At 61.8% G+C, this 15,259-nt stretch carries 11 protein-coding genes and 1 pseudogene; 5 read left to right on the top strand and 7 right to left on the bottom strand.

Translation table 11 applies throughout. The features are described 5' to 3' along the window. Nucleotides 1-21: 21 nt before the first annotated feature. From HMPREF2919_RS03190 to hemE, 6 genes are all read right to left on the bottom strand, one after another. Nucleotides 22-915, bottom strand: a complete 894-nt coding sequence (locus HMPREF2919_RS03190; protein ID WP_083309202.1) for a uroporphyrinogen-III synthase — start codon at nt 913-915, stop codon at nt 22-24. A gap of 5 nt (nt 916-920) precedes the next feature. After that, the gene (locus HMPREF2919_RS03185; RefSeq protein WP_070642794.1) at nt 921-2,063 is read right to left on the bottom strand and encodes a hydroxymethylbilane synthase; all 1,143 of its coding nucleotides are present in this window, start codon (nt 2,061-2,063) and stop codon (nt 921-923) included. A 188-nt stretch (nt 2,064-2,251) separates the two neighbouring features. Then, on the bottom strand, nt 2,252-3,715 hold the full coding sequence (locus tag HMPREF2919_RS03180) for a ferrochelatase (protein ID WP_070666180.1): 1,464 nt from the start codon (nt 3,713-3,715) through the stop codon (nt 2,252-2,254). Continuing rightward, nucleotides 3,712-4,533 (bottom strand): hydrogen peroxide-dependent heme synthase, encoded by an 822-nt coding sequence (hemQ, locus tag HMPREF2919_RS03175; RefSeq protein ID WP_070604129.1) that lies wholly within the window; start codon nt 4,531-4,533, stop codon nt 3,712-3,714. The genes HMPREF2919_RS03180 and hemQ overlap by 4 nt, the downstream gene beginning before the upstream one ends. A 134-nt stretch (nt 4,534-4,667) precedes the next feature. Continuing rightward, nucleotides 4,668-6,218, bottom strand: coding sequence for a protoporphyrinogen oxidase (gene hemG / locus HMPREF2919_RS03170; protein ID WP_070666177.1), 1,551 nt, complete (start codon nt 6,216-6,218; stop codon nt 4,668-4,670). A gap of 138 nt (nt 6,219-6,356) precedes the next feature. After that, complete coding sequence (hemE, locus tag HMPREF2919_RS03165) at nt 6,357-7,538, bottom strand: uroporphyrinogen decarboxylase (RefSeq protein ID WP_070666174.1); 1,182 nt, start codon at nt 7,536-7,538, stop codon at nt 6,357-6,359. Nucleotides 7,539-7,759: 221 nt separating this feature from the next. On the opposite strand from hemE, the gene HMPREF2919_RS03160 reads away from it, so the two are divergent. The 5 genes from HMPREF2919_RS03160 to HMPREF2919_RS03140 all read left to right on the top strand — a co-directional run bounded on the left by HMPREF2919_RS03160 (nt 7,760) and on the right by HMPREF2919_RS03140 (nt 14,025). Next, nucleotides 7,760-9,022, top strand: coding sequence for a glutamyl-tRNA reductase (locus HMPREF2919_RS03160; RefSeq protein ID WP_070666169.1), 1,263 nt, complete (start codon nt 7,760-7,762; stop codon nt 9,020-9,022). Between the two features lie 226 nt (nt 9,023-9,248). Further along, entirely contained in the window at nt 9,249-9,476 is a 228-nt protein-coding gene (locus tag HMPREF2919_RS03155; protein ID WP_005505268.1) for a DUF3107 domain-containing protein, read from the top strand. Nucleotides 9,477-9,986: 510 nt separating this feature from the next. After that, nucleotides 9,987-11,708: a DEAD/DEAH box helicase gene (locus tag HMPREF2919_RS03150; protein ID WP_070666166.1), complete on the top strand. Its 1,722-nt coding sequence runs from the start codon at nt 9,987-9,989 to the stop codon at nt 11,706-11,708. Between the two features lie 8 nt (nt 11,709-11,716). After that, nucleotides 11,717-12,988 (top strand): DNA-methyltransferase, encoded by a 1,272-nt coding sequence (locus HMPREF2919_RS03145; RefSeq protein WP_049349398.1) that lies wholly within the window; start codon nt 11,717-11,719, stop codon nt 12,986-12,988. 206 nt (nt 12,989-13,194) lie between these two features. Continuing rightward, nucleotides 13,195-14,025 carry an S-layer homology domain-containing protein gene (locus HMPREF2919_RS03140; RefSeq protein WP_246824042.1) on the top strand — a complete coding sequence of 277 codons (831 nt, stop codon included), beginning with the start codon at nt 13,195-13,197 and terminating at the stop codon, nt 14,023-14,025. Nucleotides 14,026-14,735: 710 nt separating this feature from the next. Here the strand turns inward: HMPREF2919_RS03140 and HMPREF2919_RS03135 are convergent. Continuing rightward, nucleotides 14,736-15,259, bottom strand: a pseudogene (locus HMPREF2919_RS03135) (S-layer homology domain-containing protein); the annotation flags it as partial.

Here is a 15,259-nt window from a genome sequence, read left to right as displayed (position 1 = left end):
ACTCGATAAAAATATGTGGTCTTAGTAAATGAGGGATACTGCGGCGCGCGCCAAATCCTGCGGTGACGGCGAATCGGCCTGCACGTAGCGCAGGTTCAGGGCGCGGCATGCGGAGGCGGTACTCGCCCCAATTGCCACCACCGGCGGCACGGATTCGGGCGGTAGCGCGGGTGCGCCGTCGAGTAGGGCGTGCAGGCGGGAGGGGGCGGTCACCACCAGCACATCCGGCGAGGGGGTTTCCGGGGCGGCGGCATCTACGGCATTCCCCTGTACGAGCGCGCGGGCGGTGCTGAGGCTCAGCTCGCCGGGCGCCACCTGCTCGGCGGGCACCATGTCGTAGAGCACGCAGCGGCGGCTGTCCCAGCCCAGGTCCTTGAGGCCTTCCCGCAGGGTCGGGCGGGCGTTGGAGCCCTCCAAAACCAGCACAGCGGGGGCTTCAGCTACGGGCTGCTCGAACTCCGCGAGCATTCCCGCGGCGCTCTGCACCTGCGGCTGAAAATCCGTGTCCAGCCCCAGCTGGGCGTGCACGGCACGGGCGGTTGCCGCACCCACACAAGCAACCCGCACTCCCCCGGCGTGAACCGCACGGGCAAACTCGTCATCCCACAGCTGCGCGCAGGCGCGAACCGTGTTGGCGCTCGTGAAGCTCACCCACGCGTAGTGACCGGAGGCGAGCGCCTCCAGCGCGGCGGAGTGGTCTGCGCCCGGTTCGACGGTGCGTGCCTGCTGTAGCGGGGCGAAGAGTACCCGGGGCTCCCCCAACCCGTTCTGCGCGCTTTCTTCGGCGAGGGCGCGTGCGAAGGCGGCGCCCTGGGCGGCGGAGCGGGTCAGCAGAACCGTGCGAGGGGCATCAGCCTGCGGGGTATCAGCCTGCCGGGGTTCAGAACGCGGGGTATCAGAAGGCGGGGCAGACATGGCGCCTACTTCAGGTCCAAACCGGCAAGGGCGGCGGCACCCATCTGCAGCAGGTCTTCTGCCACGCGCACGCCCAGGCGTTCGGCGCCGGGCACATCCAGCTCGGCGGTTGCCGAGGTGTGGCGCAGCATGTCGGTGCCGTCCGGGGACGCCACCACAACGTTGAGCACCAGGTCGCCTTCAACCACCTGCGCGTAGGCACCGATGGGCGCGGCGCATCCGGCTTCGAGGCGGCGCAGCAGGGCACGCTCGGCACTGACGGCGAGACGGGTTTCGTAGTGGTTTGCGGCAAGCAGGGCACGGCCGAGGGCACGCACCGGGCGTGCTACCTCGGGGTCGGCGAGTACGGCGGGGTCCGGGTTCTCGAATTCGCTTTCGCGCACTTCCAGGGCGAGCGCACCCTGGCCGGGGGCGGGCAGCATGCGGCTGGGGTCAAGGTACTCGGTAATCAGGTGTTCCTTGCCCAGGCGCTTGAGGCCGGAGACGGCGAGCACCACGGCATCGCAGTCGCCGCTACGTTCGGTGCCTACGCCGTGGTCGGCGCGTTCGGAGGTTTCAGTGTTCTGGCGGAGCACGACCTGCTTACCGGCGTGCTCTTCCAGGCCCTTCACGCGGCCGATGCGGGTGCCCACGTTACCGCGGATGTCCACGATTTCAAGGTCGGGGCGCAGGGCGCGCAGCTGGGCGGCGCGGCGCGGCGAGCCGGTGCCCACGCGGGAGCTTTCCGGCAGGGTGTCGATGGTCAGGCCGTCGCGTGCCACGAGGGCGTCGCGGGGGTCTTCACGCTTGAGGGTTGCGGCGACGACCAGGCCGGGGCAGGGCGCGGAGGGCAGGTCCTTGAGGGAGTGTACTGCCATGTCCACGCGGTTTTCTTCGGAGGCGTTCTCGCCGTCGAGCAGGCGCTGGCGCAGTGCCGCGGCGAATACGCCGGTGCCGCCGAGGGTTGCCAGGGGCCCGGTGAGCACGTCGCCTTCGGTTTTGACGGTGCGCAGGGTGAAGTCCACGACCTCAGCGGCGTCGTGGTCTGCGGTGCCGTGGTGTGTCTGGTGTTCGGCATAGAGGGCGGTGACGGTTTCAGCAGCGATACGGCTTTGGGTCAGGGCGAGAGCAGACCCGCGGGTGCCCAAGATGTACTCGTGATGGCTCATATCTCTCCTTTTCGGTGATGTGTGTGATAGCCCGTAGGCGTGTGCGTTTCCCCCAGAGGCTGTGTGTTTGCGACGCTGTGTGTTTGTCTAAATTCTGGGGGGGGTAGCCTGTAGGCACGTGCGCTCCGACCCGCCCGCACGCCCCGGTCAGGGGGGTGTTGGGGCGAGCCGGAGCTACAGGGGTGGTGTTAGTGGGAGCAGCATCCGCCGGAGCCGCATCCGCCGGAGCGGCTGGCGGGTGCGTTCTCAGAAGCGCTGGTCGCAGAAGCACTGTCCTCAGCGCCGGTAGCACCGGCTGTGTACTCGGCGATGACCGGCTTCGGCGCGCCACGACCGGGCTTGCAACAGCCCGGTTCGCACTCGTCGAACCAGCCGTACTGGCCGCTCGCGCTCGGGGCGAGGACGCTCTCACTTTCGGGGCGCAGGTCGGCTGAAACGCCGTTCTCCACACGCTCCTCAATGAGGCGGCGCAGCGACTCCACGTACGCCGGATGCGTGCCGGGGGTGGGGGTGCGCACGGCAACCATGCCCAGGCGTTCGCAGGTGTCCAGCGCCTCGGTGTCCAGATCCCACTTGACTTCCATGTGGTCGGAGACGAAGCCGAGGGGCACCAGCACGACGCCTTCCACGGGGGCTTCGCCGTCCTCCGCCGGGTTGGCGGGGGTGGGCAGCGCCTCCAGGGCGTCGTTGACGTCCGGTTCCAGCCACGGCATGGACGGCGGGCCGGAACGGGACTGGTACACCAGCTCCCATTCGACGTTCTGCAGAAGCTGCGGGGCCTCATCGCGAACCAGCGAAAGCACGGCGCGAGCGACCTGCAGGTGCTTCTCCACGTAGGCGGAGCCGCCCTCGTAGTTCACGCCGCGCGGACCTGCCTCGTTCGCAGCGGAGGTCGGCACCGAGTGGGTGCAGAACATGATGCGCAGGCGCGGGTTCAGCGAACCGCTATCGCGTGCGGCAAGCTGTTCACGAACCGTTGCAAGGCCGTCCTTCAGCCCGTCAGCGAAAGCGCGGGAGAAGCCGGGCACATCAAAGAACTGACGGATCTTACCCACGTGCACGCGACCTTCCAGGCCGAGCTGTTCAATCGCCATACCGTAGTCTTCACGGTACTGGCGGCAGCTCGAGTAGCCCGGGTAGGCGCTGGTCGCCAGCACGAGCACGTTGCGGTGGCCGTTCTCGTAGGCTTCGGCGAGCACGTCCTTCACGTAGGGCTTCCAGTTGCGGTTCGCCCAGGTGATCGGGATGTGCGGGCCGCGCTCGGCGAGCGCCTGCTGCAGCGCGGCAAGCAGGGCACGGTTCTGCTCGTTAATCGGCGAGACGCCGCCGTTGGCGCGGTAGTGGGTGGCGACCTCTTCGAGGCGCTCATCCGGGATGCCGCGGCCAGCGGTTACATTGCGCAGGAACGGGATGACGTCCTCCTGCCCCTCGGGGCCACCGAAGGAGGAGAGAATCACCAGGTCGTAGGGGCGCGCCTCTTCGGCGCGCTCACGGGTGATGCTGCGTTCGCTTCGGTAGTCGCCGAGGGTCTGCTCGTTGAGCGCGGCAGGGCCGTTGGAGGCGGTGTTCGCCGGGTCGGTGCGGTTGGGTACCACGTCGTCCGGCAGGAGCGTGCCGTTGAGGGTTACGCCGTTGTTCGGCTGATGGCTCACGCCAGAACCTCTGCTACTTCGTCTGCGCCGATGCGGCGGCCGGTGTAGAAGGGGGTTTCCTCACGTACGTGCAGGCGTGCTTCGGTGTTGCGGAAGTGGCGCATCATGTCGACGAGGTCAACGAGCTGGGGTGCTTCGAGGGCGAGGACCCACTCGTAGTCGTTCATGCCGAAGGTTGCGACGGTGTTTGCCAGAATCTGCGGGAAGTCGATTGCCTTCATGCCGTGGTTCTTGAGCATTTCTGCGCGGCGTTCGGGGTTCATGTAGTACCAGTCGTAGGAGCGTACGAAGGGGTAGACGCAGACCCATGCTTCGGGTGCCTTGCCGCGTGCGTAGGCGGGTGCATGGTTGCGGGTGAATTCTGCTTCGCGGTGTACACCCATGGTGGACCAGACGATGGTGGTGCCTGCGAAGAGCGCGGTGCGGCGGATCTTGCGGACGGCTGCCTGCAGCTTTTCGGGGGTTGCGCCGTGGGTCCAGATCATGACGTCTGCGTTGTCGCGCATTGCGGAGACGTCGTAGATGCCGCGCAGGGTCACGCCGTCTGCTGCCAGTGCTTCAACGACCTGCTCGAATTCGGCGCGTGCCTCGTCGGTGTTGGACTCTGCGGGGCGTGCGCCGGAGCGTGCGAACACGGTGTACAGGGCGTAGTGCAGGGTTTCGCCTTCTTCGCGGCCGCGGCGGTTCTCGTCAGCTGCGGAGTGCTGGACTGCGTAGCCCTTGGGTGCGCCGCCGTAGCCGTGGCCTGCGTGGGTGTAGCCGCCCTGACCTGCGCCGTGTGCGCCGCCGTGGCCGTGTGCTGCGTGATCGTGAGACATTGTGTGTTCCTTTCTTCAGCGAGGGTTCGCTGTGCTGGAGGCGCGGCTTCCGTAGCTGCGCGTTTTCTCAATTTTTTGGTCTAGTTACTGGCTGAGCTGAGTTATTGGCTGAGCTTCTGCCGCCGCTGCGCCGTCTACTTGGCGGTTGCGGCCTTGGGTGCGGTGACGCCTTCCCAGTCCTGTGCCGCGTGGTAGATGAGGCGGTCCATCTGCTCGTAGGTGTCTTTGACGGTTAAGACCAGGCCGGAGCCTGCCGCCCAGGAGCCGACGGTGCTGAGGGTTCCGAGTTCGCTAGCGCGTTCACGGAATTCCTTGACTCGGTCGCGGTGGCCGGGGGTGGAGGCGGGCAGTACGCCGCGCCAGCGTACGACGTCCGCGTCAACGAGGTTGCTGCGGGTGAGGGCTACATCCATCATGCGGGTGGCGTCGCGCAGGGCGAGGGTGATGAGCTGTTCGTCGGCGAGCGCCACTTCTGAGAAGCGGGCGTCTTCGCCGCCGCGGCCGTAGGAGAGGCGCACGACGTGGCGTCCGGGGCCTGCTGCCTCGGCGACCCACTGCCATTTGGCGGTGGCGTGGGTGAGTGCCTTGGCGCGTACGGCGGTGGCTTCTTCGGAGACGAGCAGGCCGGTGCCGCGGGGGTGCTTGTCCAGGGCGGGGGCATCAACGACGAGGGTGACGAGGGCGACTTCAGGGCCGGGCTCCAGGGCGGGTAGTGCGGTGGAGACGTGCGGTCCGATGAGTCGTGCCACGGTCGGGCCGTCGGTGGCGAGCACCAGGTAGTCGGCGTAGAGGGGGGTGTTTTCGCCGTCGGTGGTGTGGCGCTGGATGATGAACCACTGGCCGGTGGATTCGTCGCGGTCAACGGCGATGACGTCGAATCCGGTGACGATGCGAACGCCGGCGGCGTACAGGTCTTCGACGAGACGTTCGGACAGCTGGTTCATGCCGCCCACGATACCGGCGACCTGTGAGCCTGCGGGGGCTGCCGAACGGAAAGCGTGCGCTGCGGCGGCGAGGGAGCGGTGCTTGCGGAAGGCTTCGCGCAGACCGGGGATGGTCGCATCGACGTCGAGCTTGTCGGGGTGGGTGGAGTACACGCCGGAGACTACGGGTGCGACGAGGTTGTCGAGCACTTTCTGGCCCATGCGGATGCGCACGAGCTCACCGAGGGTCTTCGCGTTCTCGCCTGCGGAGACGGGCAGGAACTTGTCCACCTGGGCGCGGCGCAGACCGTTCTTACCGATGACGGGGATCAGCGACTTATCGTTCACATTGCCGGGGATGCCCATGATGCCGGTGCTGGGGGTGCGACGGGCGCCCTGCGGCAGGTACAGCCACGAGCCGTAGGAGTTGGGGGTGACGATCTGGTCGCCCAGGCCGAGTTCCTTGACGAGGTCGCTGACAATGGGGCTGCGGGTTGCGAAGGATTCTGCGCCGGAGTCCAGCAGAAGGCCGCCAACTTCATGGGCACCAACCGCACCGCCAAGGTGGTGGCGCTGTTCGAGCAGGGTGACGCGCATACCGGCTGCGGCGAGGCGGCGTGCCGAGATGAGGCCGGAGGGGCCGCCGCCGATAACGATGGCGGTGGGTGCCTTCTCGTTGCGGGTGAAAGCTCGTGCGTTCTGGGGCGCGGCGGAGGAACTGACCTGTGCGGTGCGGTGCGGTGCCTGGTTGGTGTGGCCCATGGTGGTTCTCCTTTGGTCTGCCTGCAGTGGAGTTGCCCATTGCGGTAACGGGTGTGGTGGTTGGTTCGGGGTGCAGATGTTCGGTGCAGATGCCGGAGGGTTTCCAGCATCTGCGCCGTCTATTTATCGTTATTTATCCTATGCCTGCGCGGTGCGTTCGTGGATATATGCCACGAGGTCGGTGAGCACCTGCGGGTCGGTGGTCGGGGGTACGCCGTGGCCGAGGTTGACCACGTGCGAGGGGGCGGCGTTGCCTTCTGCGAGGACCTCGTCTACGTGTGCGTGGAGGTTTTCGCTGCCTGCGGCGAGCAGTGCCGGGTCGATGTTGCCCTGCAGGGGTACGGCGCCGTTGAGCAGGGTGTTCGCTGCGGACAGCGGCAGGCGGTAGTCCACGCCGATGACGTCTGCGCCGGCTTCGTGCATGGCGGGTAGCAGGGCGGTGGTGCCGGTGCCGAAGTGGATGCGCGGCACGCCGTATTCGCGCACCATATCGAGGGCGGTTGCGGAGTGTGCCTGCACGTAGCGGCGGTAGTCGCTTTCGCCGAGGGATCCTGCCCAGGAGTCAAAGAGCTGCACGGCGGATGCGCCCGCCTCGATCTGCGCGCGGAGGAACTGGCCTGCGGTGCGGGCTGCCCATTCGGCGAGTTCGTGCCAGGCGGCGGGGTCGGCGTGCATCATGGTGCGCGGGCGCAGGTGGTCGCGGGAGGGGCCGCCTTCGACCATGTAGGCGGCGACGGTGAAGGGGGCTCCAGCGAAGCCGATGAGCGGGGTGTCGCCGAGCATTTCTACGGTTGCGGCGACGGCTTCGCGGATGGGGTCGAGGTCGCTGTCTTTGAGTTCGGGCAGGGCGCGCACCTCGTCGAGGGTGCGTACGGGCTGGTCGAGTACGGGGCCCTTACCGGGCACGATGTCGACGTTGACACCCGCGAGCTTCATGGGGATGACGATGTCGGAGAAGAAGATGCCGGCGTCGACCTTGTGGCGGCGGACGGGCTGCACGGTGATTTCTGCGGCGAGGTCGGGGGTGAGGCATGCGTCCAGCATGGGGATGCCTTCGCGTACCTGGCGGTATTCGGGCAGGGAGCGGCCTGCCTGGCGCATGAACCAGACGGGTCGGTGGCTGGAGGGGCGGCCGGTGAGGGCGCGGAGCATGGGCGAGTCGGCGGTGGTGCCTGCGCGCAGGGGGTGGTTGGCGGGTAGGTGTGCGAGCTGCTCGTCGGTGAGTAGGGGTCGCTGGGCGTCGGTGGGGTGTGCGGGCAGGGAAGGTGCCTGTGCGGTGCCCTGTGCCGACGCGGGAGTGGTGTGCTGGTTTTCGCTCATAGTCTCTAGTGTGACAGGTTTATGTGGGCGTTTTTGCGACACTATGTCATGGTGACTCTTACCTAATGGTGGCTTTCTTAGTGGTGAGGGAAACCTTAGTTTGCACCTACTCTTCGTGCCCGCTCCCCCACCGTACAGATTTTCTTGCCCCCTACGATGATGGAACTTAGGTTCTATGAGCTTTACAGGGGCTTAGTCGGCGTGGTTATGATTAATCTCTAGTGAGTACTTATGCATTTGTGGCATCGCACCACACCGTTGATCTGACCACCGTCGCTGCCTTGAGCGCCGGTGCCTCTGGCGTACCCGATGTTCTGGCGGCGGATGTAGCGCGTCAGCTCGGTGTTAAGGGTGCAGTAGTTCTTGCCACCTGTAACCGTCTTGAAATGTATGTTCAGCTGCACGTGTCTGCCCATGTCCCCATGGTTCGTGAGCTGATTGTTGATTCGATTGCTCAGACCTCCGGGCTGGATAAGGAGCTAGTTGCCTCCAGCTTCGACCTGTTCGAAGATGAGGAGGCGGCACGCCACCTGCTGACGGTCGCCTCCGGCCTGGAATCTGCCGTGGTCGGCGAGCGCGAAATCGCCGGTCAGGTGCGCCGCGCCCTGGCTGCCGCGCAGGCGAAGGCGCAAGAGGACGGCGTCCCCCTTCCCGGTGAGCTGGTGCAGCTGTTTGAGCATGCGGCGCATACGGCTCGTCAGGTGGGTCAGCACACGGCGCTTGGCGCCCAGGGCCGCTCGATTGTGTCTGTTGCCCTGGATCTTGCGGATGAGGTTGCCGAGAAGGACTGGTCGACCCGCCGCGCCCTGATTTTTGGTACCGGCGCCTACGCGGGTGCAACCATTGCGGCTCTGCGTGAGCGCGGTTGCACCGATATTTGGGTCAATTCCCGTTCGGGTCGTGCCGCCGAGTTCGCGGCAAAGCGCGAGGTCTCTGCGGTGCCGGTGGACGGCATGGAGCAGGCCATGGCTTCTGCCGACGTCATTATTGGCTGCTCTGGCGGCTCCGATCCGCTGCTTCCCGAGCAGATTCCGGGCGGTCACCACACGATCCTCGATCTGGCGCTTTCGCGTGACTTTGATCCGTCGGTCGCTGACCTGCCGAACGTTGAGCTGATTACGCTCGAGTCGGTACGCCTTGCCGCACCCGAGGAGACCGAGGAATCCGTGGCGACGGCTACGCGCATCGTGGAGTCTGAGCTGGCGGCGTTTGTGTCTCGTCAGCGTTCCCGCACGATTGACTCCGCGATTGTTGCCCTGCGCTCGCACACGCTGGATGTACTGGATTCCGAGCTGGAGAAGGTGCGTAACCAGTTTGGTTGCGGGGCGGCGACGGAGCAGTTTGAGCTGGCAATGCGCCGCATGGTGAAGTCTCTTCTGCACACCCCGACGGTGCGCGCTAAGAAGCTGGCGTCGGAGGGCCGCGCAGAGGATTACGTGCAGGCCCTGGAGACTCTCTACGGTATTCAGGTGGAGGAGTCCTAAGAGCCTGCGCTCCCCCTCCCCTGTCCTGCACTGTGTCCTGTACTGTTTGGCGCTACTTTCGCGCCTGTTTCTGCGCATCCTGCGGCGAGTATTTTATTAGCCCCCGGCGAAGTGCCGCCCGTTCACGGTGCCGATGGGCGCATTCACGCTAGAGTAGATGCTAGATAAGACAGTTCCCATACCCGGCGCACGTTTGGTTGCACCGGACTATTCTGCGAGGAGACTCATGGAAATCAAGATTGGCATTCGCCACATTGCTCGTGAAATCGTTGTTGAGACCAGTGAGGCTAAGGAAATCCTCATGGAGAAGGTCTCGAAGGCTATTGAGGACGGCTCGCTGCTGCAGATTATGGATGATAAGGGCAACACCACCCTGATTTCTGGCGCTCAGATTGGCTACGTCGAGCTGGGTTCCGACGCTAAGCGTCACGTTGGTTTCGGTATCGGCGCCTAATTAGTTCGGTAGCTGTTTACCCTTTAGCTTGAGCTTTCCCCCGCATCCGTCACGATGCGTAACCGCGCTGTATGCGCCGTACGGTTACGCCGTGCCGGATGCGGGGGTTTGCGTTTTAAACCGCCCGCACGAAAACCTCGCGATACCCGGTTTTGGGGCGGTATATCGCCCATCACGGGCGCACACCACAACCGGTCGGGGGTGCGCCGGAAGCAAATCCGGGTTAATATTGAGGGGTTAAGTGAATGACCGGTCGTACCCCTTTCAAGACCCCGAGGCTGCACCGCCTTCTCATCATGAATAACCATGAGCACTAACCATGTGCATTGACCATGCGTGCAGGCGGCGTCTCGGCAAGAATTTCCCCTGTAAGAATTTCCCGAGTAAGAATTTCCCGCGGCCGGCTTTCGACGCCCGCCCGTCACCGCCTCCACCATTGGGGCGCTGGCTGGTACACCCCCAATTCTGGGGAGAAACACACCCCGAACAGGGGTAGAAAGATACGGTCCAGTGACTGAAACGAACACGCAGGAAACCACTCAGACTGCAAAGTCCTTCGCCGACTTCGGCGTTCGCCAGGATATTAGCGACGCCCTCGCGGCGGTTGGCATTACTTCCCCCTTCCCCATCCAGGAACTGACTCTTCCCGTGGCTCTGTCTGGCCAGGACATCATTGGTCAGGCGAAGACCGGTACCGGTAAGACCCTCGGCTTTGGTCTGCCCACCATTCAGCGTGTGGTCGGCCGCGACGATGAGGGCTGGGCTGATTTGGAGTACCCCGGCGCACCTCAGGCGCTGATTCTGGTTCCGACCCGTGAGCTTGCCATTCAGGTGGGCGAGGACCTGGCGATTGCTGCGAAGCTGCGCAACGCCCGCGTCGCGACCCTGTACGGTGGTGTGCCGATTGAGCCTCAGGCTGAGCTGCTGCGCCGCGGCCTGGAGGTTGTGGTGGGCACCCCCGGCCGTATTATCGACCTGTACCAGCAGGGCTTCCTGAACCTCAAGCAGGTCAAGATCGTGGTCCTCGATGAGGCAGACGAGATGCTGGATTTGGGTTTCCAGCCGTCGGTTGAGAAGATCCTCAGCTACCTGCCGGAGGACCGCCAGAGCATGCTGTTCTCCGCAACCATGCCCGGCCCGGTCATTGCAATGGCACGCCAGTACATGACCAAGCCCATGCGCATTAGCGCCGCTGACCCCGAGGACGCCTCGAAGACTAAAGCGTCGATCCGCCAGGTCGTCTACCGTGCGCACCACCTGGACAAGGACGAGATGATTGGCCGCATTCTGCGCGCTACCGGCCGCGGCCGCACCGTCATCTTCACCAAGACCAAGCGTGACGCTGCCCGCGTGGCGGAGGAGCTGGTGAACCGTGGCTTCGCTGCCGCTCCCCTGCACGGTGACCTGAACCAGGTTGCGCGTGAGCAGGCGCTGAAGGCGTTCCGCACCGGCAAGGTCGACATTCTGGTTGCGACCGACGTGGCGGCTCGCGGTATTGACGTTGAAGACGTGACCCACGTGATTAACCACCGCGTGCCCGAGGATGAGAAGACTTACCTGCACCGTACCGGCCGTACCGGTCGTGCGGGCAATGAGGGTACCGCTGTGACCCTGGTTGATTGGGATGACCTGCCGCGCTGGAAGGTCATTAACGACGCCCTGGAGCTGGGTGTTCCTGAGCCGGTTGAGACGTACTCTTCCTCTGAACACCTGTTCTACGACCTGAACATTCCGGCTGGCACTAAGGGTCGCCTGCCGCGCGAGGAGCGTGTGGCTGAGGGCATGGGCGACGAGTTCTTTGAGAGTGCCCGCGATTCTCGTGATGGCCGTCCGGCTCGTTCTCGCGGTGGCCGCGACGGTTCCCGTGAGGGTGGCCGTTCTGGCGGTCGTGACGGTGAGAAGGGTTCGCGCCGTTCTCGCGGTGGCCGCGACGGTCGTTCCGGTGAGGGCCGCGGCGAGCGCCGTAGCCGCTCCGAGGGCCGCAAGCGTTCTGAGCGTTCTTCTGAGCGTGCGGAGCGTACCGAGCAGGGCGCATCCGAACGTTCTTCTGAGCGTTCTGAGCGTGCGCCTCGTCAGCGTCGCCGTACCCGCCGTGTTGAGGGTCAGCCCGTGGAGGGTGAGGGCCGCCGCCGTACCCGCCGCCGCCCTGAAGGTTCTCGTGATGGGGGTTCTCGTGCTGAGGGTTCTCGCGGTAAGGGCCGTGGCGCTGACCGTGCTGGTTCTGAAGGCTAGGGCCGGGGTTGGGTATTTCAGCATCCCCGGCGCCCGCCGCGCCCTCCCCTGCCGCTGAGTCGCCCCGCACGGATTCGACGGTTTTCGATCCGCAGGGCCCCTCGCTGCTGGTACAGGCAGATAACCTGGAGTATCTGCGTGAGCTGCCCGATGGTGCGTTCACCGTGATTTACATTGACCCGCCGTTCAATACGGGTAAGAAGCAGACGCGCCGCACGTTGAGCGCGGAAGCTTCTGAGAAGGGTGACCGCACCGGTTTTAAGGGCAAGAGCTATTCGAGCACCCTGCAGACTCTGGCGAGCTATAACGACTCGTTCGAGGATTATTGGGCGTTCCTAGCGCCGCGTATTGAGCAGGCGCATCGTCTGCTCGCGCAGGACGGCACCCTGTACCTGCACCTGGATTGGCGTGAGGTTCATTATGTGAAGATTATGTGCGACATGATTTTTGGTCGTGAGAACTTCATTAATGAGCTGATTTGGGCTTATGACTACGGTGCGAAGTCTACGCGCCGCTGGCCGACGAAGCACGACAATATTTTGGTGTACGCGAAGGATCACCGTAGCTATTACTTCAATACTGCGGAGGTTGATCGTGAACCGTATATGGCTCCCGGTTTGGTGACTGAGGAGAAGGCTTCTCGCGGTAAGCTCCCTACTGATGTGTGGTGGCATACTATTGTGTCGCCGACGGGTAAGGAGAAGACGGGTTATCCCACGCAGAAGCCTACGGGTTTGTTGCGTCGCATGATTGCGGCGAGTTCCCGCCCGGGTGATTGGGTGTTGGATTTCTTCGCTGGTTCTGGTTCTACGGGTGCGGCGGCGGCTCAGCTGGGTCGTAAGTTCGTGTGTGTGGATCAGAATCCGCCGGCTATTGAGGTGATGGCTAAGCGCCTGGGCGTGGATCCGGTGTCGTTCGCTGAGTATCGTGGTGTTCCGCGTGGGGCGAGTGTGCTGTTCACGCCGAAGCGTACGGTGGGTGTTCGTGGCGGTACGAGTCGTGATGCGTTGACGGCGGCGAGCCGTCATGCGTTGAAGGCTGTGTTGGATACGTTGACGGAGACGACGCAGCCGGTTGAGGGTGCGTCCTGCCGGTTTGTGCGTCACTGGTCGATGGATGCGGTGGATAAGAAGATGCGTATTGATGGTCGTGATGAGTTGCGTCGTCAGCGTCAGCATCAGGCGCGGGCTAAGGCTCGTGCGGCGCGTGCGGCTGCTCAGCTGGATGCGGCGGCTGCGGGTGCGGTGTTGCAGCATCATGCGTCGCGTGAGAGCGTCTAGGCGGTCTTTTCCACGTATTCGTGAGAGCACGTGTTAAGAGTGTGGGGCGGATTCCCAATAAGGAACCCGCCCCACACTCTTTTGTTTTCACCTCATTGCATATTCTCTAAATCTCTACCTGAAGGTTAGGATTTTTGATACGCTGAGAACGTTCTACTCATGAGGGTGCACAAAGATTGTGCCTCCCCTCTTATTTTGAAGGAGCTATGATGCTTCGACAATTATTCGCCCACCCCACGAAGCGGGCTATCCAGGCCGGTGGCACTGTGCTCTTGGCAGGCGCCATGGTGTGCGGCAGCGTGCCAGCATATTCTCTTGGTGTTCTGAAACCTCGCCAGGTGACCCCCATTGTGCACCCGAATGAACCGGCAGTGACCTGTAACGACCGTGCAGAATATGAGTACTATCGGAACGATGGTGAATTGGGGCGTCGCGTTATCTTTAATTGGGCGCAGTGCATTGGTCTGATTTCTGAGTATCAGAAGCACCAAATGGTCAAGAAAGATAGTGTTATCTCTCGTGGCCAGTTTGTGGAGTATTTGTATCGCCTGTCGGGTTCTCCTGAGGTGAAGAATCTTCCGGCTCAGTCTCCTTATGGTGATATTAAGACTGATGATCCGCGTTTTCCTGTGGTGATGTGGGCTCGTGAGCGGGGCATTACCTGGGGTTGGAGTGATGGGAATTTCCATTACGATGCCCCCGCACATGAAACGACGACAGTAATCATGGCATACCGCCTAGCTGGTAGTCCGGCGGTCAAGCTACCCGATATGAATCCTCCGAATGAGGAAGAGCCCTGGACCAAGCGGAACCCCAATCTTCCTTACGGCTCAGAGTTGCATCGGGCCTATGTTTGGTTGAAATACACTGGAGCCGGCTCTGATAAGAAGTACACTGGCTTCCACGAATCAGTTAGGTACCATGACGTAGCGAGCATGGACTCTGAAGGTCGACGAGTGAGTCAATGGACTTTCCAAGCAACATATGAACAGGCTTTTGAAGTATTGCGCATGGCGGATACTCGAGGCGTATTTTAAAAGATTATAAAAATAGTTTGGTCCCCTGCTCTTCTATGCAGGGGACCAAACTATTTTCTAGTTTTCTGTGGACTCATTCTCGGCTTTAGGGATTCTCGGCGCTACAAGCTTTCCCTCAAATTTAAAATTATTAATTTCGATCCTTAATAGCTCATAAAGCTCAGAGTTGATTTTAAGAACCCATTTATCCCCCATAATTTTCTTTTGGGCCCCAGTTCTGGTCTTATCACTCATCTGACAAGCATCGAAAGCATTTGCGCCAATAATACTAAGACGCTTTGCACCACCTTCAAGATAGAACCCCCATTGTGCTGCGAGAGCCGTATCAAGTGAAAATTTATCCTCTGGATTGTCACTATCTTCGTAGGGATTATCAGAACGTACTCCCGTGAAAGAATCCTCGCTTCACTGTGGGGCTTCTATCTTGAAGGTAGTGTTAGGCGTTTGAATATTATTGGAGCAAACGCATACGACGAATGCCACATGGACTACGAAGACAATAACAAACCTAAACCCAAGGTTCTGAACGATAAATGGAAGTTTTCTATTAAAAATTCCCTGAACCCACCCTACAAGATTGAAATTAATCAGTATGTCTATAAATCTACTGAGGATTCAGCAGATATTTCTAATAAAAAAGATTTTCCAATCACTGAATAAAAATTACTAAAATGTGCGCCTCACCTAACATTAGGTGAGGCGCACATAGTTTATTTAAATTTGAAAGATTTATCTGCTAGACGAATCACTTCGATAGCCTGCTCATAAGTAGCGTAAGCCAACCATTCAAATTCATCGTTAGGCGATACGATACCATACCGTCGATACGATACGTTCTCAATAGAATCTTCATTATTTGGATTCTGAAGACCATAGTGTAACCAGGTGTATGCCTTATGAAGCTCCGAATTATATGGCATATTCGGCCATTTTTCCTTCCAAGGAGTAGGGGGGAAATACTTCTCAGGGTCATATGCAGCTACCGTTACTTTTGGACTGCCCGCCAACCGATACACCATCAAGGCAGTAGAAGACTCACTAGCAGGGGTATCATAATGGAAATTCCCATCACTCCAACCCCAGGTAATGCCCCGCTCACGAGCCCACATCACCACAGGAAAACGCGGATCATCAGTCTTAATATCACCGTACGGTGACTGAGCTGGAAGATTCTTCACCTCAGGAGAACCCGACAGACGGTACAAATACTCCACAAACTGGCCACGAGAGATAA

This window comes from Rothia sp. HMSC068E02, from assembly GCF_001813565.1.
GTDB lineage: Bacteria > Actinomycetota > Actinomycetes > Actinomycetales > Micrococcaceae > Rothia.
Note: the sequence above shows the minus strand (reverse complement) of the source record. Positions and strands in the feature narration are given on the sequence as shown.